This is a genomic window from Limnospira platensis NIES-39 (genome assembly GCF_026000695.1).
Classification (GTDB): domain Bacteria; phylum Cyanobacteriota; class Cyanobacteriia; order Cyanobacteriales; family Microcoleaceae; genus Limnospira; species Limnospira platensis.
Genome location: NZ_AP026945.1, coordinates 5,875,267 through 5,901,306 on the forward strand (window position 1 = coordinate 5,875,267; position 26,040 = coordinate 5,901,306).

At 43.4% G+C, this 26,040-nt stretch carries 17 protein-coding genes; 9 read left to right on the forward strand and 8 right to left on the reverse strand.

The features are described 5' to 3' along the window. Positions 1-23: 23 nt before the first annotated feature. Entirely contained in the window at positions 24-1,781 is a 1,758-nt protein-coding gene (ctaD, locus tag N39L_RS28730; protein WP_014277092.1) for a cytochrome c oxidase subunit I, read from the reverse strand. Positions 1,782-1,848: 67 nt separating this feature from the next. Beyond that, positions 1,849-2,859 (reverse strand): cytochrome c oxidase subunit II, encoded by a 1,011-nt coding sequence (locus N39L_RS28735; RefSeq protein WP_014277093.1) that lies wholly within the window; start codon positions 2,857-2,859, stop codon positions 1,849-1,851. A gap of 147 nt (positions 2,860-3,006) precedes the next feature. Between N39L_RS28735 and N39L_RS28740 the strand changes: the two genes are divergently transcribed. From N39L_RS28740 to N39L_RS28750, 3 genes are all read left to right on the forward strand, one after another. Next, positions 3,007-3,942, forward strand: coding sequence for a COX15/CtaA family protein (locus N39L_RS28740; RefSeq protein WP_014277094.1), 936 nt, complete (start codon positions 3,007-3,009; stop codon positions 3,940-3,942). An 85-nt stretch (positions 3,943-4,027) separates the two neighbouring features. Further along, a complete protein-coding gene (locus tag N39L_RS28745; protein ID WP_006619452.1) occupies positions 4,028-5,002 on the forward strand; it encodes a heme o synthase in 975 nt (324 codons plus the stop codon). Positions 5,003-5,079: 77 nt separating this feature from the next. Further along, positions 5,080-6,174: a tetratricopeptide repeat protein gene (locus N39L_RS28750; protein ID WP_014277095.1), complete on the forward strand. Its 1,095-nt coding sequence runs from the start codon at positions 5,080-5,082 to the stop codon at positions 6,172-6,174. Here the strand turns inward: N39L_RS28750 and N39L_RS28755 are convergent. From N39L_RS28755 to N39L_RS28765, 3 genes are all read right to left on the reverse strand, one after another. Continuing rightward, on the reverse strand, positions 6,155-8,113 hold the full coding sequence (locus N39L_RS28755; protein ID WP_014277096.1) for a diguanylate cyclase domain-containing protein: 1,959 nt from the start codon (positions 8,111-8,113) through the stop codon (positions 6,155-6,157). The two genes, N39L_RS28750 and N39L_RS28755, sit on opposite strands and share 20 nt — an antisense overlap. A gap of 499 nt (positions 8,114-8,612) precedes the next feature. After that, positions 8,613-9,749, reverse strand: a complete 1,137-nt coding sequence (locus N39L_RS28760; RefSeq protein ID WP_006619449.1) for a sensor histidine kinase — start codon at positions 9,747-9,749, stop codon at positions 8,613-8,615. Continuing rightward, entirely contained in the window at positions 9,742-13,758 is a 4,017-nt protein-coding gene (locus tag N39L_RS28765) for a GAF domain-containing protein (protein WP_231852017.1), read from the reverse strand. The genes N39L_RS28760 and N39L_RS28765 overlap by 8 nt, the downstream gene beginning before the upstream one ends. Positions 13,759-13,955: 197 nt before the next feature. Here N39L_RS28765 and N39L_RS28770 point away from each other — a divergent pair, with 197 nt between their 5' ends. The 5 genes from N39L_RS28770 (at position 13,956) to N39L_RS28790 (ending at position 22,391) form a co-directional block, all read left to right on the forward strand. Beyond that, a complete protein-coding gene (locus N39L_RS28770) occupies positions 13,956-15,614 on the forward strand; it encodes an AAA-like domain-containing protein (protein WP_126277552.1) in 1,659 nt (552 codons plus the stop codon). A gap of 613 nt (positions 15,615-16,227) precedes the next feature. Next, on the forward strand, positions 16,228-19,731 hold the full coding sequence (locus tag N39L_RS28775) for an AAA-like domain-containing protein (RefSeq protein ID WP_014277099.1): 3,504 nt from the start codon (positions 16,228-16,230) through the stop codon (positions 19,729-19,731). Positions 19,732-19,744: 13 nt separating this feature from the next. Next, positions 19,745-20,182: a DUF4079 domain-containing protein gene (locus N39L_RS28780; protein ID WP_014277100.1), complete on the forward strand. Its 438-nt coding sequence runs from the start codon at positions 19,745-19,747 to the stop codon at positions 20,180-20,182. A 36-nt stretch (positions 20,183-20,218) separates the two neighbouring features. After that, on the forward strand, positions 20,219-21,940 hold the full coding sequence (locus N39L_RS28785; protein ID WP_043468664.1) for an iron uptake porin: 1,722 nt from the start codon (positions 20,219-20,221) through the stop codon (positions 21,938-21,940). Between the two features lie 154 nt (positions 21,941-22,094). Further along, positions 22,095-22,391, forward strand: a complete 297-nt coding sequence (locus N39L_RS28790) for a DUF1830 domain-containing protein (RefSeq protein ID WP_006619443.1) — start codon at positions 22,095-22,097, stop codon at positions 22,389-22,391. Here the strand turns inward: N39L_RS28790 and N39L_RS28795 are convergent. After that, entirely contained in the window at positions 22,388-22,555 is a 168-nt protein-coding gene (locus N39L_RS28795) for a hypothetical protein (protein ID WP_162531487.1), read from the reverse strand. The genes N39L_RS28790 and N39L_RS28795 overlap by 4 nt on opposite strands. A 648-nt stretch (positions 22,556-23,203) precedes the next feature. Then, positions 23,204-23,611, reverse strand: a complete 408-nt coding sequence (locus N39L_RS28800) for a hypothetical protein (protein WP_162097054.1) — start codon at positions 23,609-23,611, stop codon at positions 23,204-23,206. Positions 23,612-24,159: 548 nt separating this feature from the next. On the opposite strand from N39L_RS28800, the gene N39L_RS28805 reads away from it, so the two are divergent. Then, positions 24,160-24,828, forward strand: coding sequence for an HAS-barrel domain-containing protein (locus tag N39L_RS28805; RefSeq protein ID WP_006616576.1), 669 nt, complete (start codon positions 24,160-24,162; stop codon positions 24,826-24,828). Between the two features lie 16 nt (positions 24,829-24,844). Here the strand turns inward: N39L_RS28805 and N39L_RS28810 are convergent, their stop codons facing one another. Beyond that, positions 24,845-25,654, reverse strand: a complete 810-nt coding sequence (locus N39L_RS28810; RefSeq protein ID WP_006616577.1) for an SIMPL domain-containing protein — start codon at positions 25,652-25,654, stop codon at positions 24,845-24,847. Positions 25,655-26,040: the final 386 nt, after the last annotated feature.

A 26,040-nucleotide genomic window follows, 5' to 3' on the forward strand; every position in this document is an offset into this window, starting at 1 on the left:
CCGACCGTTTCAATTAGGGATTTCTAGGGATGATTGTCAGAATCAGAATCCTGGATATCTCCTAGTAATGATGAAGACTGCGCCTCGGAAACCCTAATCCCGGTTTCTTTATTGCGGGGGGGTACACTACTAGCCATTTCTTTGAGACGCGCACGAATTGACAAGGTTTTCTTCATACCATAGTCGTAGGGTCCAGTTCTCAATACTGGGGTGGTGTGGAAATTCTCAATGGGTGGAGGAGAAGAGGTCATCCATTCGAGGGTTAAAGCCTCCCAGGGGTTGCCGGGTGCTTTGGGACCTTTTAGCCAACTCCAAACGGCATTGATGATAAAGGGAAAAGTGGAAACTGCCAGAATGTAAGTACCAATGGTACAAACCACATTGAGTTCTGTAAATCGGGGGTCATACATGGCGACCCGACGGGGCATTCCTTGCAGTCCCAAAATGTGCATGGGCATAAAGGTCATGTTAGCGCCAATTAAGGTCAGCACAAAGTGAACAATACCCCAATTTTCATTCATCATGCGCCCGGTCATTTTGGGGAACCAGTGGTAAATTCCGGCAAAAATACCAAATACTGCGCCGCCAAATAAGACATAGTGAAAGTGGGCAACGATAAAGTAGGTGTCGTGGACGTGGATATCAAAGGGTACGGAAGCGACCATGATTCCTGTTACGCCACCAATTACAAAGGTAGCAATAAAACCCATGGCGAATAGCATGGCGCTATTGAGGCGGAGTTTACCTCCCCAAATGGTGGCGAGCCAACCAAAGACTTTAATTCCGGTGGGAACAGCGATGATCATGGTGGTGATCATAAAGAACATCCGCAGCCAACCGGGGGTCCCGCTGGTGAACATATGGTGCGCCCAGACAATTAAGCCGAGGAAACTAATGGCGAGACTAGAATAGGCGATCGCCTGATAACCAAAAATGGGCTTACGCGCATGAACGGGGAGAATATCGGAGATCAGCCCAAAAAAGGGCAGAATCATGATGTAAACGGCGGGGTGTGAGTAAAACCAAAATAAGTGCTGGTAAACCACAGGGTCGCCGCCGCCGCTGGGGTTAAAGAAATTGGTTCCCGCCAAGAGGTCAAAGGAGAGCAAAATCAAGGCGGCGGCGAGGACGGGGGTGGAGAGTAAAATTAGGGCGGAAGCTGCTATCATTGCCCAACACATAAGGGGCATATCATTTAGCCCCATGGTGGGTATACGCATTTTAAAGATAGTGACGGAGAAGTTGACCGCCCCTAAAATTGATGAGGTTCCCAATAGCAAAATGCTGAGAATCCAAATTTCTTCGCCGACTTTACCTGTCACTAAACTGAGGGGAGGATAGGAAGTCCAACCCGCTTGGGGCGCTTCGATGAGGAAACTGGCTAATAATAGCAGTCCGCCGGGGGGAATTAGCCAAAAGGCGACGGCGTTCAGTTTGGGAAAAGCCATATCCCTGGCTCCAATCATCAGGGGAATTAGATAATTGGCAAATCCTGCGCCGGCTGGGACGATCCACAGGAAGATCATGATCGTTCCGTGGACGGTGAACAGGCTGTTATACATTTCTGGATCGACAAGATCCGGGTCGGGGGTGGCTAGTTCGGTGCGGACGATACCAGCCATAAACCCGCCAATTAGATAAAAGATAAAGGAAGTGACCAGATATTGAATCCCGATCACTTTATGGTCGGTGCTGAAGCCAAAAAAGTCCAGAGGGCGACGTTCTCCCTCTTGGTTACTCATGGCTGAGTCGCCTGTGATGTTTATTTGTGCTTGAGCCATATATGAAAAAGTGAAAGGGTTAACCGGAGTTTTGGCTATGTGTTCAGAAAATTATGAGATTTGGGCACTAAAGCCCGACCTGATGATGGTGATGTGGTAACTTGGCGATCGCCTGATGCTGATCAATCCCCATTTGTGCCACATAGGGGGCGAGAAATTCACCCTCGGACATATCCCTGGGATTAGTGGCTAGGGTTGGTTGTTGGTCTGGGTTGTTAGCAAAGCTATTTTCTGCTACCCAGGCTTCAAATTCTTCGGGGGTATGAACTACCATTGCTGTCCGCATAGCTCCGTGATAACCGCCACAGAGTTCGGCACAGACTACATTATAAGTTCCGACTCGGTTGGGTTTAAACCTAAGTTCGGTAGTGCGTCCGGGGATAGCGTCTTGTTTAAGGCGGAGTTCAGGAACCCATAGGGCGTGAATCACATCCTGAGCGCTGATGTTTAATTGCACTTCCTGATCAACAGCTACATGAAGTTCCCCAGAAATTACCCCTTTATTTTGATAGTTAAAGATCCAGGCATATTGAAGACCATTAACATCAATAGTTATATCGGCAGGTGAGCCTACTTCTTCGGGAGATGCACCAATCCCGAGGGAGATTTGCTGACCCCGTGGGGTGAGATCTTCTGTATCTGTATCAGATAAGGAAGCGGCGATCGCCGATCCCGACATCTTAGCGTGATCCGCCATAGAGTGGGAACCCGATGCCATAGGGTCTAATCCCCCCATTTGGTTATATATGTCGAAACTATAAATTCCGATCCCCAAAACGATAACTGCTGGAATTGCCGTCCACACAATTTCTAGGGGAATATTGCCATGAATGGGGGGGCCGTCGGTATTGTCGCCGGTACGGCGACGGAACCGAATTAAGGAGACAACTAAAGCCCCCTCAACTAATAGCACCAAACCAAAGGCAATGGTCATCATTAAATCAAAAAGTTGATCGACCTCTGCGGCTTCGGGAGAAGCTGCTACAGGTAATAAGTCATGGTTGTGACCATACCAGAGGCTAATCAGAGTAATGGCAATCCCGACTAACAAAGTCCAGATTGAGCTAGGAATGTTCACGAAAACCCCCTGCTGTAAAAGTTATATCGCCATCCTATCTTACCGCAATTGACCAAACTGCACAGATGACCCAGGGCGGCGGAGAGTGAAAGTTGCACAGTTGGGGCAGATAAGTCAAAATTATGCCATTGACTAGGTGTGAGACTCATGACCAATACTGTCTATCAGACTGACCAAATCTCAACCCAACAACTTCCTCAAGAAAAAATTCGCCGCCTGGTGTGGAAGCTATGTATCGCTACTTGGCTACTGATGGCTGTTGGTAGTGCTACTAGGGTGATGAATGCCGGATTGGCTTGCCCGGATTGGCCTTTGTGTTATGGTCAACTGGTTCCTACGGCTCAGATGAATTTGCAAGTTTTCTTAGAATGGTTTCACCGATTCGATGCCGGCTTAATTGGTTTGGGTACGACCTACTTGGTGGGTTTATCCTGGTGGCATCGACAACATCTTCCGGGGTGGATGCCTTGGGCTTCTACTTTGGCTCTGTTTATGGTGGTGTTTCAGGGGATTCTCGGTGGTTTGACTGTGACTGAACTATTGCGGTTTGATATCGTTACGGCTCATCTGGGAACTGCGTTATTATTTTTCTCGACCCTAATGGCGATCGCTTTTACTCTTATGCCTTATCAAGCAACTGGTAATGCTGGATATTTGCCCTGGATGAGTCTGGCTGCTGCTATCGGTGTATATCTCCAAAGCCTCTTAGGTGGCTTGGTCGCTTCTCAGTGGGCTTTGCATCAGTGTTTTGGTGCTTCTCAACTGTGCGCGGTGATGAATAGTCATATCCTGGGAGTAGTCCCGCCTACTTTGATCACCCTTGGGGTGGTGACTTTAGCTAGGCGTACTTCTGCCCTCAATCCCATGATACGACGATTGGCTTATAGCGCCGGTCTTTGTGTCATTGCACAAATTTTGTTAGGTGTGGCAACCTTTAAGCTACATTTACAGGTTGAACCTCTGACGATCGCCCATCAGGGCATGGGAGCTATACTATTAGGCATTTTAGTCGCTCTCACTGTTTTGGGATGCCGCGATCGCCAACTGTCTCCCCAGGAAAATCGCCGATTTTTGGGGATGTAACTCGATTTAATTGACCAAGGACATTGGCCATTATCCCGGAAATATCGGCTCGGTGTTCTGATTAACTACTCATAACCAATTATCCATGCAAGAGATTATTCAGACTAACTCATCTCGACACCACCATAACCCGCTACAAGTGCTGAAAAGCTACTATCAACTTACTAAACCTCGAATTATTTTGTTATTGCTGATCACAACGGCGGCGGGAATGTGGTTGGCTGCAGAAGGGGAAGTTGATCCTCTGCTGCTGTTGGTGACTATGGTGGGGGGAACCTTAGCTTCTGGGGCTGCTAATACCATTAACTGTCTTTACGATAGTGATATTGACTATATTATGGAACGCACCCGCTGGCGGCCTATTCCTTCGGGACGGGTAAAGCCTCGCGATGCCATGATTTTTGCGATCGCCTTAGCTATTGCTTCTTTTACCCTCCTAACTGTTTTTGCTAACCTCCTGGCTGCTTTATTGGCTATGTCCGGTATTGTCTTCTATGTGGCAATTTACACCCACTGGCTGAAGCGCCACAGTACCCAAAATATTGTCATTGGCGGCGCAGCCGGGGCTATCCCTCCCCTGGTAGGATGGGCAGCAGTAACCGGCGATTTGAGTTGGGCCGCGGTGTTGCTGTTTGTGATTATCTTTTTATGGACCCCTCCCCATTTTTGGGCTCTGGCTATTATGATCCGCGATGAATATCAGGATGTGGGTGTCCCTATGCTTCCAGTTATTGAAGGAGATGAACTCACAGCCCAACAAATTTGGGTTTATAGTCTGATTTTGATTCCTACCAGTCTGTTATTGGTTTATCCACTCCATACCAGTGGCTGGGTTTATGGGGCGATCGCTTTAGTATTGGGGGCTATTTTTCTCCAGAAGGCTTGGGAATTACTCCAAACTCCCCACAACCGTGATGTGGCGCGATCGCTATTCAAGTATTCGATTCTGTATCTGATGCTACTCTGTGCAGGTATGGTCGTTGATAGTCTCCCCGCTACCCATGACATGACTATGGCTGTCGCGCAAACTTGGCAAACTTGGGTCGGAGTTAATAGTTGACAGTTCACCGTTGAGCGTTGACAATTAATTCATTCCCCTATTCCCACCATGACCGGGGGTAGGGGTTTTTTCCTAATATGAAAGAAATTGATCAAGTCGTCGCCGCCTTGGAGAGTCAAGACTATCGAGGGGCGGCGAAATTACTTAAAAAATTACAAAAGGAATCGCCCCAAAATCCTTGGGTGCAGTTTTATGTCGGACGCTGGTATGAGGCGACCGATAAATTAGCGTCCGCTGAAAAGGTTTATCGAAAATTACTCAAAACTACCACCAATCCTAAAGTTATAGACCAGGCGCGTCAGGGGGTCAAGCGCTTAGAAACTATTGAACAACAACGCCGCCAAAATGCGATCGCAGATGCTAAGGCTAATCCCCGCAATTGTGAACCGGGAGTATTGATATTAGAACCTATTCCCTCAGAATATAAGCCAGAAGCCGCTAAGATTCTAGCACGGATTCTTAAAACTGATGCCTATAGCGCTCGGATGCAGTTACAAAGTAGGGGATGGCGACTTTATAAGACCGGAGAAATGGGAGAGTTGGCGGTCTATGGTCAAGAAATGCGATCGGCTAATATTCCCGTGTTTTGGGTGTCTTTAACTGACCTGGAAAAATTGCACGTCTTTCGGGTCTGTTATGTGCAATCTCTTCAGCCACAATTGGGCGTGGTTTGTTTGGATGAAAGCGATCGCCTGGGAATGTTAAATTTGAATTGGTCCGAAGTTAGCCAGCGAGTCGAAGGTTTATTACCTTTATTTGCCGAAACTATGGATTATGATCCTCGCCGCAGTAGAGGCGATCGCTTTCGCCACAAAGAAGTTACCCAGGACTATGCAAAAATCTATGATCTGCATTTACCTGGTCGTAATTCCATCATCAGGTTTTGTGATGTCACTTATGATTTTAATCAGGCTATTAAGTTAGAAAAAGTTGATCATCAACAAACCGCACGTCTTCAGTGGAATAGTTTATTAGATAGGTTAAATCAAAACCTGAAAAATATACCAGTCTCGTCAGAATTTACCCCTTTTGCTGAAACCGTCTTAGATTATACACAACTCCTCAGCCGGATTAAATCTTATATTGATTTAGATCGCAAGTCCGAGACCCCCTGGGACTCAGCCTTTCAGCTTTACAGTGGCTTGGTTTTTCTTAAATTGTCTCAACATTAGCAATGACGCAATTACGGCCTTTACTTTTGGCTTCATAAAGCGCTGCATCAGCTAGTTTAATTAATGATTCTGGACTGTGAGCATTACTCGGCACTTCACAAGCCACCCCCAAAGAAAGAGTTACATAGTCGGAAACCTCCGATTTTTTATGTTCAATTTCTAGGGCTCTCATTTGATGTTGAATTCTATCAGCTACTTGTAGTGCGCCCTTAATCCCAGTATTGGGCAATACTATCACAAATTCTTCACCACCATAGCGACTAGCAAGATCCGTAGAACGTTGGGCACAATTTTCTAAGATTTTCGCAATCTGTTTGAGGCATTCATCCCCCACCTGGTGGCCGTAGGTGTCGTTATAGGCTTTAAAAAAGTCTACATCACACATAATCACAGATATCGGTTCAGGTTCCCTTAATAATCTTTGCCATTCCCGTTTTAAGTGAATATCAAACTGTCGCCGATTCGCTACTCCAGTTAGTCCGTCTAGGCTGGCTAGGCGTTCTAATTCTTGATTTACTGTTTGGAGTTTCGCGTGTAATTCTCCCTGTTGAATGGCTACAGCAATCGGAGTAGCCAGAGACCGCAACGCTTCGATTTCTTCTGGTTGCCAACCTCGGGTATTATCGCACTGATGGATTACCAGTAAACCCCATAAACAATGAGGAGATTCAGTTCCCCCTGATGGCAAATCTGGGTGGCGATGAATAATCGGTAAAATCAGCTTAGACTTAACTTGTAAATCTTCTAATTTATCGCGTAAATTAATGGGAATATGGGCTTTATCAACATCAGATATAGACCAAATTTTGATATAATTTGCCGCCGCCATCTCCGTGATAACTTCCGACAAACCAGAGTAGTTAATTGCTGTTCCTAACAAAGGTTGCCAAGGGGGAGATACTGACTCCATAACTACCCGATAATTGCCATCATTTTCCAAACGATAAATTAAGGCGCGATCGCTAACTAGAAATTCCCGGATTTGATTAACAGTACATTCTAAAACTTGTTCTAAATCTAGACATTCATGAATGCTTTGGACAATTGCTCTTAACATTCTTTCCCGTTCCGCATGACTCCATAATTCTTGTTCTGCTTCCTGACGTTCCGTGATATCTGTGGAAACTACCAATAAATATGGGGTTTGACCATCGTTACCAATTAAGGGTATTTTATTAGTCTGAAACCAACGAACTACTCCATTTTTTAATCTCACCGGTTCCGCAGCAATTAGTCGCGGTTTACCTGAAGTCATAATTTCGCGATCGCTTGCCAAAATATAATCATTTTGATACTGCTTATGATTCAAGTCTGCATGGGTTTTTCCCATCATATTATCTACAGTAGTTCCATATAAATTCGCCATGGCACGATTAGCTAAAGTCAACCTTCCGTCCCAATCTTTAATAAAAATTATATTGGGGTTAGCATCAATTACCATCCTTAATAAGGCTCGTTGTTTTTCTAAAGCTAATTTAGCTATTTCCGATTTATGACTTTCCCAAGTTAAGCCTAAATCCTGTTCTTTAATTTGGTGTTGCTGTCGCTGTAGAGTAATTTGATATTCTATGCGTTTGAGCATTTCTTGTTCATGGAAAGGTTGGGTTATATAATCCGCAGCACCTACATCAAAAACCGTATGCTTATTCAACAAATCACCCCTACTTTCCATGATAATAACTGGTATTTTTTGAAATTTTGATTTCGATTTCAGCCAATTACATAACTCATAGCTATCTCCATCGTGTAATTTGCTATCTAACAAAATTAAATTTAATGGCCATGATTGAATTGCATGATAAGCTAGTTTTAATCCCATTACTAGATTAACTTCATATCCATGATTTTGTAAGATATTTTGTGGTAAACTATGATCATCATTTACCACATCTCCTGCAATCCATAAAATTTTCCCTCGGTCTTCCATTAACTCATTCATAAGTCACCCTGCTCAAAATCTACGAATTACCTAAAAATCCAGATTTTGAGTATCGCGGAAAAACTTAAATGGCGATGTCCATAAACCTAGATTTTTATCGGATTGTTGGCATTTTACTCAACACCTTGCGCCTTTCATAAATTTGACAATCCATAACATATATAGTATTCCCAAAATCCATAGCATTATTACAGTTTAACGCCAAAGCACTTTACAGATACATACATAAGTATGGCCGAGGGGACTGCCATATACAAATTTTCTTCAACAAAGCTGCCGACTCCGCCAACTTTGGGCAAATTATTTGTGGCGCTATTAGGTATTAAGCCATTTTGACTAGCCTAAAATTTTAAAAAAACCTAATTTCTTAATAAAGACTTTAGATTGTTTTTGGGCTATAAAACCTAAGTTCTCTAATATGTCGATTCTGGCACAGGCTAGGTTTTCCTGTCAATAGGGTAGTTGCAATAACCCAATTTTCTTAACAAAATTAAACTATTTATTTAAATTTGGGAAAAGTAAAGTAAAATTGTGTTCCTAGTCCGGGGTTAGACTCTAACCAAATTTTGCCCCCATAGCTTTCAATGATTTTTTTGCAGATAGATAAGCCTATACCTGTACCCGGATACTTTTTGAAAGTATGTAGACGGGTAAAGATTTTAAAGATATTCTCAAACTCTTGGGAGTCAATACCAATACCATTATCAGCACAGCAAAATATCCAGTTAGTGTCTGTTTCTTGACAGGAGATATTGATTAATGGTGCCAAATCATCAGAACGATATTTAATGGCATTACTAATGAGATTTTGAAACACCTCAGTCAAATGAATATTATTAGCTTTAATTTGGGGCAAATTATTATATTTAATCTGGGCGTTATTTTTTTCTATTTCTAATCTTAAATCCACAAGTATCTGCGCTAAAACTTGGTTACAATCAATTAATTCTAAAGCTGGAGAATGTGTATCACAGCCACAGTAAATTAATAAATCTTGAATCATCCTTTGCATCCGAATTGACGCATTAATAATATGATTAACATATTCTCTCGGTTTTTCTTTCAATTGATCAGAACATTCTATCTGGAGTAACTGAGCAAAAGCCTTTAAGCTAGTCAGCGGTTGCTGTAGGTCATGGGAGACCACAGAAGCAAATTGTTCAAGTTCCTGATTAGATCTGAGTAGTTGTTGATTTAGTTGTTCTAGGCGTGCATTTTGTTCCGCTAGTTGTCGCTTCTGGCGAACAATAGTAAGTTGGTTCTCAACCCTCGCCAAAATTTCCAGTAATTCAAAAGGCTTAGAAATATAATCAACCCCTCCCACATTAAAGCCTTTAACTTTTTCGGATACATCTTTAAGCGCACTTAAAAAAATGATAGGAATATCCTTAGTTTCTGATTTTTCTTTGAGGATTTTGCAAACATCATAGCCGTTTAAATTAGGCATCATGATATCAAGTAAAATCAGATCTGGCGGTTCAAATAAAGCTACATTTATGGCTTGTTTACCATTAATCACCCGCCGGACATCGTAGCCATTCTCGGTTAACATGGTAAATAAAAACTGTAAATTTTCGGGTTTATCATCGACAATTAAAATATCTCCTTTGTTTTTATTAACTGCTAAATTATCCATGGTTGTATGGCTCCATTAAATCAATAATTTGGTCAAATAAAAGATGATTAACATACCAATTTAAACCTTCAATAATTACCGTATGTTCGGGAGGGATTTGAGCAATTAAGCCCCTAAGTTGAGATTCCCTGGCTGCCATAGCTGCTCGATAGAATTGTTTAATCCATTCATAGTCTAAAATATCAATATCCTTTGTAGTTAAACGAGGTGGCCCCAAGGAGGATGAGGAAGAAGAGTTAGAAATAGATTTGCCATAAATGTAGTTTACCCCAAGATTGGCACTAATGCAATCAAGAAGAGTTTTAATATTAAAAGGTTTGTGGATTAAGTCGTTACAGCCTGTAGCCAGAATTGAGGCTCGCTCAGACTCAAAAGCATGAGCGGTAATCGCAATAATGATGGTAGACCGACCCTCTGGAGTTTGTCGAATCTTCTGGGTAGCTTGATAACCATCCATAACCGGCATTCTCATATCCATTAAAATTAGATGTGGATGCCATAGTTGCCATAAATCGCAAGCCTGTTGACCATTTTCGGCTTCTTGGACTTGAAAACCCAAGGGAGTTAAAATATTAACTAATAGTTGGCGATGATTAAAATTATCTTCCACTAAAAGAATCCGATAATTAGGTTGATTGGGAGCCATATTAATGCAGCTAATGTCATCAAGAGTTAATTCTTCTTCCGGGAGATATTCGATGTCAATATTTTCAGATTTGATGACTTCAACGGGGATATTAAACATAAATTTTGCCCCCCCATCTACCACACTAACAATGGTAATTTTTCCACCCATTAAACTAACATATTGCTGAGAAATTGCTAAACCCAAACCAGTACCTTGTTGATGTCTGCGACCCACGTCGGTTTGTACAAATGGTTTAAATAAGCGTTCTTGTTCGTCGGGAGTAATACCAGGTCCGGTATCTTCTACCTCAAAATAAAGTTGGCTAACAGAGCTAACAAATGATACCCGCAGGGTGACAGAACCAGCATCAGTAAACTTGATGGCATTATCTAGTAAATTGACTAAAACTTGCCTAAGTTTTGACTCATCAGTTTGGACATAATCAGGAATATCTTGCTGTAACTGTATATTCATCACTAAATTCTTAGAACTCGCCTTAATTTGGAGCATGGTATTAATCCGCTTTAGTAAAGTTATCAGGTTAAAATTGGTAGGATTTAAGGTTACTGCTCCGGCTTCTATTTTAGATAAATCTAGGACTTCATTAATTAGGGATAATAGATATTTTCCTGATTGTTGGATGATTTGTAGATACTCTTGTTGTTGGGAAGTAAGACCGTAATTTTGCCCTAAAAGTTGGGTAAAACCCAGAATAGCATTTAAAGGGGTACGGAGTTCATGACTCATATTGGCTAAAAATTCGCTTTTAGCTCGGTTGGCGGTGTCGGCGGCTTCTTTGGCTTGTTGAAGTTGGGTAAATAGTTCGGCTTGGTAGATAGCTACTCCCAACTGTCGAGCAATTTGGGTTAGTAATTTTACTTCATGGTGGAGCCATTTACGGGATTCTTTTTGGTAGGTGGCTAATATACCCCACAGGGTTTCACCTACATAAACAGGAACTCCTAGATATGCTTGAATATTGAGACTTTTTAATAGTTTAATCTGACTTTCCGAAATACTACTATCTTGGTGACTATCAGCCATGACAACCTGACCTGATTTAAGATGCTTGACTACGAGTTTAATATGGGGAGATTCTTGGTTGTGTTTTGCGGATATGATTCGCAAATCTGGTAATAATAAATGGTGGTAGTAATTGTCAGGGTTTTTAAATTTATGAATGACCACACTATCACAGTCTAAAATTTGTTGTACGTCTTTGGTAGTATTGTCAAAAATCTGATCTAGTTCTAAGGTTTGACTAATCTGTTGAATCAGTTGGGTAATTGCCATTTCTCTGACTAGGCTTTCTCGCAAGGCTTCCTCTGCTTGAGTTCGGTCATTTAATTCTACTTGTAACTGATGATATAGTTCGGCTTGGTAAATAGCGATCGCCAGTTGAGTTGCTAATTGTTTAAGAAGCTGAATTTCCCAATTTTCCCAGTTTCGCAGATGTGCTACATGATGGACAATTAATAGCCCCCATAAATTATCTCCCTGATAAATTGGCACAGAAATCCGAGATTTTGCTTGCAGATTAAAGGAATAATGCTGAGGAGAAAATGCTCTGAGATTAGCATCATTATCATAGATAATTAATGGTTCTTTTTGGTCATTTTGTTGGCCATGATTATACAAATAATCCTGATATTTACAGCCCAGAATTGTGTCGATTCCTGGCACAATTGACTCATGGGTAACAGTGGCTAAATTTTGGTCATGACAGCGGAGAATTAACACCCTATCTAAGTCAAGTAAGTGACGCAATTCATTAACTGTATTTTGCAGAATATCATCAAGATTGAGAGATTGACTAATATGGAGAGTTAGTTGATACAGAAGATGCTCTCTTTCTGCCTGTTGGCGTAGGTGTTCTTCGGTTTTTTTGCGGTTAGTAATATCTTCAGCAATGCGAGCAACTCTGACTACATCGCCTCGCTCATTTTTAATAGGGAAAGCGCGATCGCAAATCCACAGCATATCACCATCAGGCTTAAATATGCGATATTCTATAAACCTAGATTGAGCATATTCTTGATAGGAAAAATTGACGATTACTGACTGTAAATCATCAGGATGTACGGCTTCTAACCAGGAGCCGGGATCATCATAAACAGCCTGACAACTACGACCCCAAATTTTTTCATAGGCTGGACTGATATAAAACAATTTGTCTCCCCTAGGACTGGTAAGCCAGAAAACATCTTGAATATGATTAACTACTTGGCTAAATCTCTCTTCACTTTCCTGTAGAGCTTCTTGGGTTTTACAGCGCTCTGTAATATCGCGAAAACAAACTACATAAAATGGTCTTTGTAACCACTCAGTTTCAGCGACAGTCATTTCTACCATGACCAGTCCCCGTTCTGGGTTAAGAATTCCCAATTGTGCTACATCTCCCACAGTTATTGGTAGTCCTAACTCATGGTTAATTAACTCTTCGGAAGTGCGTCCAAATAAATTTAATCCAGCGGGATTGACTGCATGAACTATTCCTTGGCAATCTACCATTAAAATACTATCAGAAATACTATTAAAAATTACTTGTAAACGAGCTTCGCTTTCTTGAAGTTGGGATTCTATGAGTTTGTGGGAAGTAATATCTTGGGCGGTTCCTAAGACTTGTACAGCCAGACCATTGGCATCTTTGGTAAATGGCACTTCCTGGGCTCGCAACCAGCGATAGGAGCCATTTTTATGGCGCATCCGGTATTCAATATCTAAAACTTCTCCCTCTGATAAGGCAGAGACTTGCTCTAATATGGTTTCTAATATAGGTAAATCATCGGGGTGAATCTGCTCCCAGAAAAAGCGATCGCCCAGCTTTTGTAAATCTTCTGGAGAAAAACCTAGGATGTTAATAATTTGGTTATTTACATAAACATTTTGTAAGTTTTTGGGTTCATAAATATATATGAGTTTTGGAAAACTATTAATGATGGTCTCTATAAATAATTTGTCTTCATATAAATTGGGGGTACGGTGATTAGGATCTGAGGAAATTGTCTGATGATTATGGGCTTGACCCAAAGCTAAACTTAATCTGAGCGATCGCTCTATTTCCTCAAGAATAAGTCTATTTATGGGCAGATAATCTGTGGCACCCATATTCAAAGCAGCTAGACCCGCTTCTGAGTTGTCCACTAAGGCAATAACTGGGGTAGGTAGTACCCGATCAATCCAATCTCGAAGCAAATATGTAGTATAATCAATAAGGTAAAGATGATATTCAGGGAAAGTCTGCTCGAAAGGCTCTAAGGTAGGGGAGTATCGCTCTAATTTAACAGAAAGCGATCGCATAAATTGTAGCAACTGTCGTAGTTGAACTTCATAAGCATCATCATTTGTTACCAGGAGAATATTAAAGGGTCTGTAGTTCATAACATTCTCACCTTCTCTTGAGTCATAGTTAACAGGAAAGATCTGGCAACCCAAACTAACCCCGGAGTTACTGATAGTTACCATTGTACCAGTATAAATGACAATATATGGCTGATGATGCAACCAGGGTTTTTTTGGGTAAAACTGTTTATACATGACAAACACCAAATACCTTAGTATATATTATGATAATTACTATGAACGGCGAACCCGCACATATTTTAGGTATGGAATTTGAATATCCTAATGATCCAGTACCTCTCAACTCACCTTTTTACATCGATCGCCCACCTATTGAAGAACTAGCCTACCGAGAAATACAGAAACCGGGAAGTGTGATCCGTATTCGTGCCCCTAGGAAAATGGGGAAAAGTTCTCTGTTGCAAAGAATTTTAGCTTATGGTAAACAAAACAATTATCATGTAGTCAATTTAGATTTGAGACAAACTGAAGCCTCAATGTTATCAGATCTGAATCGTTTTCTGCGGTGGTTTTGTGCCATTGTCGGTCATTGCCTAAATTTACCATCTAGGTTAGATGACTATTGGGATGAGGATATCGGCAGTAAAGTTAGCTGTACAATTTATCTAAAATACTTGCTAGATTTAATCGATGCACCTCTGATCATAACCATTAATGAAGTTAACTATCTGTTTGAGTATCCCCAAGTAGCGGGGGAGTTTTTGCCGATGTTGCGGTCTTGGCATGAGGAAGCTAGACAATCGGAAGAAATGCAAAAATTGCGATTAGTTATGGTACATTCAACGGAGGTTTATATTCCCCTAAAATTAAATCAATCTCCCTTTAATGTGGGACTCCCGATCCGACTGCCATTTTTTACTCCTGAACAGGTTAAAGATTTAGCCAAACGTCATGAAATAGAGGATGATGATGGCAATTTAGTCACGGATTTAATGGATATGGTGGGAGGCCATCCCTACTTAGTTAGGTTAGCTTTATATCATCTGGTAGTGACCGATAATAATGACCATAAAAGCATGGGCGATCGCCTCCAAAAAATCCTCAGCGAAGCCTATACACAAGGAGGCATTTATAATCAACACCTGTGCGAACAATTAGCAATTCTTAAAGAGCAACCGGAACTATTACAAATTTTGCAGGCAATTGTGATGTCCAATGAAGAAATTACGGTGGAACCCATTGCTGCTTATAAATTAGAAAGTTTGGGGTTGGTCAAGCTAGAAGGAAATCAAGCGATCGTCAGTTGTCAACTCTATCGCCAGTATTTTAAATACCTCCATGAAAAAGGAATCTTTAATCAATATTCTCGGCTCCATGAATTAGAATCGATAAATCAGCAACTGGAGAAAATAGCTAATATAGATGATTTAACTCAAATTCCCAATCGTCGTTTTCTGTTTTCTTACTTAGAAAAACAATGGCAAAAACATAGTCAGAGAGGGGAGGTTATTTCTCTGATTTTGTGTGATATTGACTGCTTTAAGCTCTATAATGATACCTATGGACATATTGCCGGGGATCAGTGCTTACAAAAAGTAGCGAAAGTTATGGAATCTAGTCTTCATCATCCCACGGATATAGTAGCGCGTTATGGGGGCGAAGAATTAGCGATTATTTTACCAGAAACCACATCAACGCAAGCCTTAAATTTAGCGCAAATCATTCGCAAAAATATTAAACTCTTGAAGATAGTGCATGAAAAATCCTTATGTGCAGATAAAATTATTACCCTTAGCATGGGAGTAGCTAGTATAATTCCCAAAACCCACATCAACCACTTTTACTTAATGCAAGCGGCTGATGAAGCATTATATCAATCCAAAAATCAAGGACGCGATCGCATAACCACTAAAAACCTAACCATCAGCCTTTAAATTAGTGACTGACTCCCCCAATTTTGATATAATGGCAATAGCTGTTTTTGTATAACAAATCACCGATGTTGTCATTAAGTTTAGTCTAGATTTTGTGTTTATTTAGCCTGATTGAATTTCAGAAACTGAAAGCCTCCCCAATGAACAAGCAAAAACCAACTTCACACCAGGACCCATCATAATTAGCCTAAAAGACCCGGACCGCGCGATTCCATAGCAATAGTGCATCCCAACCCGGACCGGCGGCTGGCTTTGACTCCCTCGGGGGAAGTATTAGCCACAGAAACCCGCCAAAACCGAATTAGACTGCTAGAAGACTCTAAGGGGAGGGGGTAGCAGACAGTTTCGTGGTAGTTGTAATCGGAATGAGGGAATAGGTTATAAACTGCTTTTTATTCCCTTCAATAGCAATGGTTGCCCGGAAGGATACTACCAAGACTTTTTAACTCGATTTTTAATCGATCCTGCTATCCCAACCACCATAGGGCGACCAGTAGGATGATTAGTTTTACCTGATGGTAGCTTCCTATTTACTGAAAAAATGAATAATGACATTTATTGATTTCAAAAAACAGCTAATTTTTAGTTTTAAAAAAGCGAGGTTTTATGATTTATGAGTACATCTATTTATCAAGTTGGTGGAAGTTTACCAACGGGTCATATTAGTTATGTAGAACGCCATGCAGATGCCGAACTTTATCAGGCTTTAAAAGGGGGGGAATTTTGTTATATTTTCAATGCGCGCCAGATGGGGAAATCATCTTTAATGGTGCGGACTATGCACCGCTTACAACAAGATGAATTTATCTGTATAAGCCTAGATATGACTCAGGTGGGCGGGGAAATCATTAACCCTCAACAATGGTATAAGGGAGTAATTGTTAATCTGTGGCTTAGTTTAAAATTAAAGAATAAGTTTGATTATAAACAATGGTGGAAAGACCATGATGATTTATCCTTAATTCAGCGACTAGAACAGTTTGTTCATCAGGGAATTTTGGCGAATATTTCCTGCCAAAAAATCGTGATTTTTATTGATGAAATAGACAATTTATTGAGCCTGAATTTTCCGACGGATGATTTCTTTGCATTTATTCGCTTTTGCTATAATCAACGGGCGACTAACCCCGAATATAATCGCCTGACATTTGTTTTGTTAGGGGTAGCTACTCCTGGGGATTTAATTCGCGATCGCACTCGCACCCCTTTTAATATTGGTACAGCCATCAAACTCTCAGGATTTACCCCAGAAGAAGCCGAACCTTTAGCCCAAGGTTTAGAGGCTAAATTTGGTTGTGGAAAAACCCTAATTAGAGAAATTATTAAATGGACAGACGGACAACCATTTTTAACTCAAAAAATCTGTAGATTAATGATGACTATGGGAACCGAAACCGAAGCCCATTCTCTCTTAAAAGGATTAGAGGTATTTTGGGTTGAGTCGATTGTCTATCGGTACATTATCGACCGTTGGGAATCTCAAGACGAACCGGAACACCTGCGAACTATTCGTAATCGTATCCTCTATAATCAGCGATTTGTCGGACGCTTACTGAGTATCTATCAACAGGTATTAGATAATCATCATATCAAGGCTGATGATAGTCGAGAACAAATAGAACTATTGTTATCAGGATTAGTCCTAGAAGAACAGGGCAATATCCTAGTCAAAAACCGCATATATCAAGCTATATTTAATCGTGAATGGGTGCGAGAGCAATTAATGGTGTTAAGACCCTATTCTCAAGCATTTGAAGCCTGGATACAATCAGGAAAAACAGATATTTCTCGTTTATTAAGAGGTCAAGCCTTGCAAGAGGCTCAACATTGGTCTCATCAGAAAAGCCTCAGTGATGACGACTATCAATTTTTGTCAGCTTCGACGGAATTAGAAGCCTTAGAAGTCAAAAAAACCCTAGAAATTGAGCGTGCCAAAACTATAGAATTGCAACTGGTAGCCCAGCAAAAAATGACCAGACTGCAAAGATTACTTTTAGGGGCAGTTAGTGGAGGTTTTGCGATTACATTAATTCTGGGTTTATCGACATTTTGGCAATATCGACAAGCTAAGATTAGCGAAATTCACGCCCTCACGCAATCCTCAGAAGCCTTCCTCGCCCTCAACCGTCCTTTAGAGGCACTGTTACAAGCTATTAAAGCCCAAAAATCTCTAAACCACCTGGTCTGGTCTGACTCCTCAATCAAGGCTCAGGTTGAGTCGGTGCTATCACAAACAGCCTATAGTGTTCAAGAGTTTAACCGCTTTTCTGGACATAGGGGTTCTATTAATAATATTAGTTTCAGTCCTGATGGCAGATTAATTGCTTCTGTGGGTCAGGATAAAACGGTGAAACTGTGGCAGCCAGATGGTGAACTTTGGGCTAATATAAGCAGCTTTGCTGATGAAACGATCGCCATTAATTTCAGCCCGGATAATCACCAAATAGCCGTTGGGGTGAGGGATGGAAATGTGCAAGTTTGGAATGTCAAACCAACTCCCCCCACCCTCGAATATTCCTGGGAGGCACACCAACAACCTGTGATGTACGTCGTCTTTAGTCCTGATGGTAAAATGATCGCCTCAGTTAGTCTTGATGGCAGTGCCAAACTGTGGAAAATTAACGGAGAATTACTCACCACCCTAACCAATGATGGAATCCCACGGCGGGCGATCGCCTTTAGTCCTGATGGTGAAACGATCGCCGTTGGTGGAGAATCAGGAATTATCGAACTTTTTAAATCCAATGGTTCCCCCTTAAAAACCTTGCCCCATCATGAAGGGGAAGTGATGAAGATCGCCTTTAGTCCCGACTATGATCAACTGGTTTCAGCTAGTCGCGATCGCACCATAAAAATTAGCAATACCAAGGGAGAAATCCTCCAAACCATCAAAGACCATGATGATGAAGTTTGGGCTATTGCCTTTAGTCCAGACCGCCAATTTATCGCCTCTGGGAGTCGCGACCAAACCGTGCGATTGTGGAAAAAAAGCCCCATAGATCAACTGTACTACCCCCGGGAAGTATTTCGCAGTCACCAGGGCGAAGTTGATGCTGTCTCCTTTAGTCCCGATAGCCAAACCCTAGTTTCTGGGTCTTGGGATCGGACTTTACGACTGTGGAAAACCCATCATCCCCTGATGACCAACTTTCCGGCTCATGAGGGAGAAATTTGGGATATTGTGTTTAATGCCACCTCTGGGGTCATGGCTTCTGCTTCTAGTGACCAAACCATCAAGTTATGGGACTTCATGGGAAACCCCCTAGCCACCTTGACAGGTCATATCACCAGAGTCAACCAACTCGCCTTTAGTCCTAATGGAGAATGGTTAGCCTCCAGTTCCCATGATGGTACTGTGAAACTATGGAACTTGGCATCTAATTCCGTCCACCGTAACTTCACGGACCATCAAGCCAGTGTTTGGGGGCTGCAATTTACGCCAGATAGCCAAAAACTGGTGACAGCGAGTTGGGATAATACCCTAAAAATGTGGGACAAATATGGCAATATTCTCCAGGTTTTCAGCGGACATACCGGGGCGGTTTGGGGGGTTGATATTCGTTCTGATGGTGAGATGATGGTGTCTAGTTCCCATGATAATATGCTCAAACTCTGGGGTTTAGATGGTAGATTGTATTCTGGGCTAAATGGTCATAAAGATGGCGTCTGGTCTGTGTTGTTTAGCCCTGATGGTGATCTGATCGCCTCTGGAAGTCGCGATCGCACTGTCAAATTGTGGCTGTGGGACCCCACCGCACAAACTTACAACCTTGACCACACCCTATCAGGTCATCAGGGTATCGTGATTCAAGTAGCCTTTAGCAATAATGGACAATACCTGGCTTCTGCTAGTGAGGATCAAACCGTCAGGGTCTGGAGTCGCTATGGTGATAGCCTAGTTCATTTGGGGGGAAACTGTGGCATGGTCAGAACCGTAGAATTTAGCCCTGATGACCAAATTCTGGCTAATGGGGGGGCTAATGGCACGATCACCCTCTGGCAAATTGACAATATTTTGGGTCTCAATACCCTAGAATATGCCTGTGATTGGATACGGGATTATTTACGCACTAACCAGGATTTAGAAACCAGCGATCGCCGTCTTTGTGAATTTTAGGCCAAGGATAACTATGGATCTGCCTTCGTTTTTGTGGTTATGGAAAATCGCCGCCTGGTCTATGGGTCTTTCCATCACCGCTTATCTGATCTTAGCAATGACAGGAGGTTGGATGTTCATCTGTCGCCAGCAAAACGCTTCCCGTCCTCTGTGGTTGCGACCGCTTCATTATGCGATCGGTATGATTATGGTCATTTTAGTTCTATTGTTGTTAACTGTGGGCATCATCGGAACTATTGGTCACTATGGAAACCTAGGACACTCTGTGCATCTTCCGGCTGGTTTGACCGTCGTGGCTTTAGTCTTGCTTTCCGCCTGGAGTGCCCACCAAATTAACCCAGAAAAATCTTGGGCGCGATCGCTTCACATTACTACCAATGTTATTCTATTCTTGAGTTTTGCGATCGTCTCCCTCAGCGGTTGGGTCGTCGTTCAAAAATACCTGCCCTAATTTAACCTGCCTTAAAACTTGATCACCAATTTAATCATGAACGGCAACAGCTTTAGACACCTGTGGTTTTCTATTATGGTTCTCCAGATCATGGGGACAATATTACCATCAACAGCGATCGCCAGCCCAGACGACCCCACCTCAGACACCTGGGAACAACTCCAACGTTACAGCCAGGAAGGCAAAAAAACGCCCCAACAATCTCAAGTTACCTCCGTTTCCCAACTTAGTGACGTTCAACCCACAGACTGGGCTTTTCAAGCCTTACAATCCTTAGTAGAAAGATTTGGCTGCATAGCAGGTTATCCCGACGGAACCTTTCGCGGCAATAGGGCCCTAAGTCGCTATGAATTTGCGGCCGGAGTCAATACTTGTCTCGATCGCATTACAGAAATCATCGCCGCCGAAACTGGCGATCGCATGACCCAGGGAGAATTACTCGCCGTTAAACGTCTCCAAGAAGAATTTGCCGCCGAATTAAGCCTATTACGACAGGACATTCGTCGCATAAACACCTATCTCGACCAAATCGAGAATAATCAGTTTTCCCTCACTACTCAACTGCGGGGAGAGGCAATTTTTGCCCTCACTGATGCTTTTGGAGAAGACACCGGAACCGATCAAACCGTATTCCAAAATCGTATCCGTCTCGACTTTAACACCAGTTTTACCGGACAAGACCTGCTATTTACCCGCCTTGTAAGCGGTAACGCCTCCAGCTTTAACGGAGGAGTGATCGGGGAGGGAACCCAAACCTTTAACATTGTCGGTGATACAGAAAATCAAATTAAGCTAGAACGCCTATTCTATCAATTCCCCGTTAGCGATCGCCTTTATTTCACCCTCGCCGCCAAAGGAGTCACCTGGGATGATTTTGTTCCTACCCTCAACCCCTATATTGATGACTACGACGGCGGAAAAGGCAGTTTAAGCGCCTTTGGTCAACGTAACCCCATCTACCGACTTGGCGGAGGGGCTGGAATTGGTATCAATTATGAATTTCGCGATCACAGTTTAGCCAGCATCTTCGGTCCCACATCCCTATCCGTCGGATATCTCACCCCCACCGCCACCAATGCACAACCATCACAAGGTTTATTTAACGGCGATTTTTCCATTCTGGCACAATTGACTGTTACCCCCACAGATAACCTACAATTTGCCTTAACTTATAACCATAGTTATTTCACCCCCGGAAACTTTGGCTTTGATAATGGTCAGAACAATGGCCCTGTTTTTAATCGCACCACCGGAGAAGTTAATCGTAATGCCTTTAACGGCTACACCGGTACTGGGATAGCTAATTCCCTCTTGGGATTAACCAACGGACTTAACCCCCTAGGAGTCGCCACAGGCGTTTCTAGTCATTCCTATGGCTTGCAATTATCTTGGCGTATTCACCCACTCGTTATCCTCGGAGGTTGGGGAGGATATACCGCCGCTAGGGCTCGTGGTGTCGCTGATGGGCAAATTTGGAACTATGCTATCACTGTGGCATTACCTGATTTATTCCATGAAGGCAGTCTAGGCGGCGTGATTATTGGTCGAGAACCCTATCTAGCCAATCTTGATGCTTCAGGAAGGTTGGGGCGTACCCTTCCCACTGACTCCTCCTGGCATTTTGAGGGGTTTTATCGTTATCAGTTGAATGATTATCTTTCCATTACCCCAGGTATCATTTGGATTACCAATCCTAATCAAAGCGATCGACATCAAGACCTCGTAATTGGCACGATCAGAACTACCTTTACATTCTAGTACCCATCCGCTAGACCCCTTAACCACTGCCTCACATCTAAAACTGCCTTGATCAATTTTATCAATTATGGGAAAATTCACAATATCTTAACACTTACCACCTAGCCTAATCGTAGCTCGCCTATTCGTCTCTGAATTACACCAGGTTTATCCAATGTCACCAATTTTTGATGCCATACCCCCAACCTATTCCGACATCATTTTGTGCTACTATCAAAATGCCACCACTAAATTAGAAATTATCCGAATTTCTAATATCCCCGGATGGTACTTTGAACACATTCTCTTTCCCGGAGAACGCTTACTTTTTGAAGCAGTTACCGAAGCGAAACTTGAGATTTATCGAGGCGATCGCATAACGCCAAACCTAGCACAATTAGTCCCCTGTAGACATTTAGCCACTCAAGAAAATCATAAGACAGAACCAGATTTAGTGGTTGGCTTAGGTTAATAAAACCAGCAGCGTCTACGGGTGTCGTAGGAACGTCGGGGCGCGCCTGTGCAGTTAATCACATTTCCTAGGGGAGCATATTGCCAAACCCGCCTCACCCCACCGACAATAAAGTAGGGGCGGGTTCCGCAGTCAATCACATTTCCTAGGGAGCATATTGCCAAACCCGCCCTCACCACACCGGGAAATTAATTTCCTAGGGGAGCATATTGCCAAACCTGCCCTCACCCCACCGGGGAATTAATTTCCTAGGGGAGCATATTACCAAACCCGCCCTCACCCCACCGGGGCATTAATTTCCTAGGGAGCATATTACCAAACCCGCCTCACCTCACCGACAATAAAGTAGGGGCGGGTTCCGCAGTCAATCACATTTCCTAGGGAGCATATTGCCAAACCCGCCCTCTCACCACACCGGGAAATTAATTTCCTAGGGGAGCATATTACCAAACCCGCCTCACCCCACCGGGGCATTAATTTCCTAGGGAGCATATTGCCAAACCCGCCTCACCCCACCGACAATAAAGTAGGGGCGGGTTCCGCAGTTAACCACATTTCCTAGGGAGCATATTGCCAAACCCGCCCTCACCCCACACCGGGAAATTAATTTCCTAGGGGAGCATATTACCAAACCCGCCTCACCCCACCGGGGCATTAATTTCCTAGGGAGCATATTGCCAAACCCGCCTCACCCCACCGGGGCATTAATTTCCTAGGGAGCATATTGCCAAACCCGCCTCACCCCACCGGGGCATTAATTTCCTAGGGAGCATATTGCCAAACCCGCCTCACCCCACCGGGGCATTAATTTCCTAGGGAGCATATTGCCAAACCCGCCTCACCCCACCGACAATAAAGTAGGGGCGGGTTCCGCAGTCAATCACATTTCCTAGGGAGCATATTGCCAAACCCGCCCTCACCCCACCGACAATAAAGTAGGGGCGGGTTCCGCAGTCAATCACATTTCCTAGGGAGCATATTGCCAAACCCGCCCTCACCCCACCGACAATAAAGTAGGGGCGGGTTCCGCAGTCAATCACATTTCCTAGGGAGCATATTGCCAAACCCGCCCTCACCCCACCGACAATAAAGTAGGGGCGGGTTCCGCAGTCAATCACATTTCCTAGGGAGCATATTGCCAAACCCGCCCTCACCCCACCGACAATAAAGTAGGGGCGGGTTCCGCAGTCAATCACATTTCCTAGGGAGTATATTGCCAAACCCGCCCTCTCACCACACCGGGAAATTAATTTCCTAGGGGAGCATATTACCGAACCCGCCTCACCCCACCGGGGCATTAATTTCCTAGGGAGCATATTACCGAACCCGCCTCACCCCACCGGGGCATTAATTTCCTAGGGAGCATATTACCAAACCCGCCCTCACCCCACCGGGGCATTAATTTCCTAGGGGAGCATATTACCAAACCCGCCCTCACCCCACCGGGGCATTAATTTCCTAGGGAGCATATTGCCAAACCCGCCTCACCTCACCGACAATAAAGTAGGGGCGGGTTCCGCAGTCAATCACATTTCCTAGGGGAGCATATTACCAAACCCGCCCTCACCCCACCGGGGCATTAATTTCCTAGGGAGCATATTACCAAACCCGCCCTCACCCCACCGGGGAATTAATTTCCTAGGGGAGCATATTGCCAAACCCGCCCTTAGCCCACCGGGGCATTAATTTCCTAGGGGAGCATATTGCCAAACCTGCCCTTAGCCCACCGGGGCATTAATTATCCATTATCAATTATCCATTAATAAATATGCGTCTTCCCTTTCCTCAGTTTGAGATCACCAACCGCCACCATAACCACTTTGCCGAGGTGATCGAAACATCAACCTCCGAGTTTTTAGCCCAGTGTTTAGAACCAGAAGACCTCAGTTTTCCAGTAATGCCCCCCTTTGGTAGTTGGGTAACAGCAATTGATGAGGAGTCCAATAATCGCGTCTATGGCGTAGTTTACCACGCCACCACAAGCCCCATTGACTCCGTACATAGAGCCAGGGCTTTAGGCTTATCCCTGGAAGAATTGCGGGAACAGCAGCCCCAAATTTTCGCCATGTTGAAAACAGAATTTAAGGCTGCTATTGTCGGCTTTGAGAAAACCTCCGGGGGGCTAAATGGTTCCACACCACAACGGGGACAGATTTACCAATATATCCCCCCCCGACCTCCCCAAATTCATCAAGCTGTGTATCGGTGTGAGTCGGAAGAGGTGGTTTATTTTAGCGAAAGTCTGGATTTTTTGGCCACCTTACTACAAGTCATAAATGCTCCGGTAGACTCTTTGGTGGCAGCCACTATCCGAGAAATATATCAAATGCGAAATTGCGATCGCAGTTGGTTAATTGAAGCCGGACGGTCTATTAGTGTCCTGCTCAAAGATGATTACGATCGCCTGCGAATGATTTTAAAGCAAATTCACCCCTAATAGTATCAGAATTAATTTAATATCGAATTTGTAATGTCACCGAAGCCCTAACCTCTTGTTCCCCTCCAATGACAGGGGTTGAAGCCTCTGGGGCGCTCGCTAAAGCATCCGATCGCATCATCGGTCTAGGAACAGGGCTGCTGATATGATTGATCTGAATATTGACAATTTCCCGGCGGTTCAAGTTCAAAGTATCTAACACAGTATCAGCCTGTTGCTGGGCTTGTTGAGTCGCCAACTGTAGGGCTTGTTTGTGGGCGGCGGTCAGATCAGCATCAGCCGCCACAAAACTAATGCCATCAATGCGGGTAGCGCCAGCATTTACCGCCTGATCAAGTAAATTCCCAACCTCCTCGGTTTTGAGGCGAAAAGTCACGCTATTGGTCGCAGTATAGCCGATTAACTCTCGTTGGTTATTACGATGGTTATAGTTGGGGTTGAGGCGAATTCCCGCCGTTTCCAACTTTTCAACATTGCGCGATCGCAGCAATTCTACCACCGCTGATGTACGTCTAGCCGCTTCTTGCTGAACCTCTTGGGCTGTTCTCCCTTGAACTTCCACCCCAAGCTGTACCTGAGTTAACGTCGTCGGAATAGTGACAATACCTTCACCACTGACCGTTAATGTTCTCGCCGTTTGTTCCTGGGCGACCACCGGAGGGACAAAAGGAAGACTGATAAACCCTAAACCCAAGGATAAAGCAGCGATCGCCCCCCAGGGGTTGATAGAATTACGAGATAGGCTGGTTGTATTCATGATGGTATTTCTCCCCTGAATTATAGGCTGGATAAATTTGTCAAAGTTTGCTAACCCCAAAAATCGCATAACTTCCAGGTTGCGACAGCCAAGATATTGAGCAACCGTCTATCTGTTTCATCCTATCAGTTCTTGATTCAGGACATATCAATCAACATTGGATTTCCAGACTGATGGCTTTTCCATACCCCACTAGGTAGCACCAGATCAGCAGTCAAACCCTAGCCGGAAAAATTGCACAACAGATGTCATCTACTATTATGCGATCGGATGAGAGAAAACCCAAATGTCATCAACCAGTTTATTAACCGTCTACTCTTACATCCCTATAAAAAAATCAGTCTTTTATCTCCTGTAACTCTAGCTGAATAAGGATTCTAGGGCTTCACTTCTAGGAGACCGCCAATCTTATTAATCCTGTCTAAGTTGGGATAGTATCACCTAGGATTCAGAAA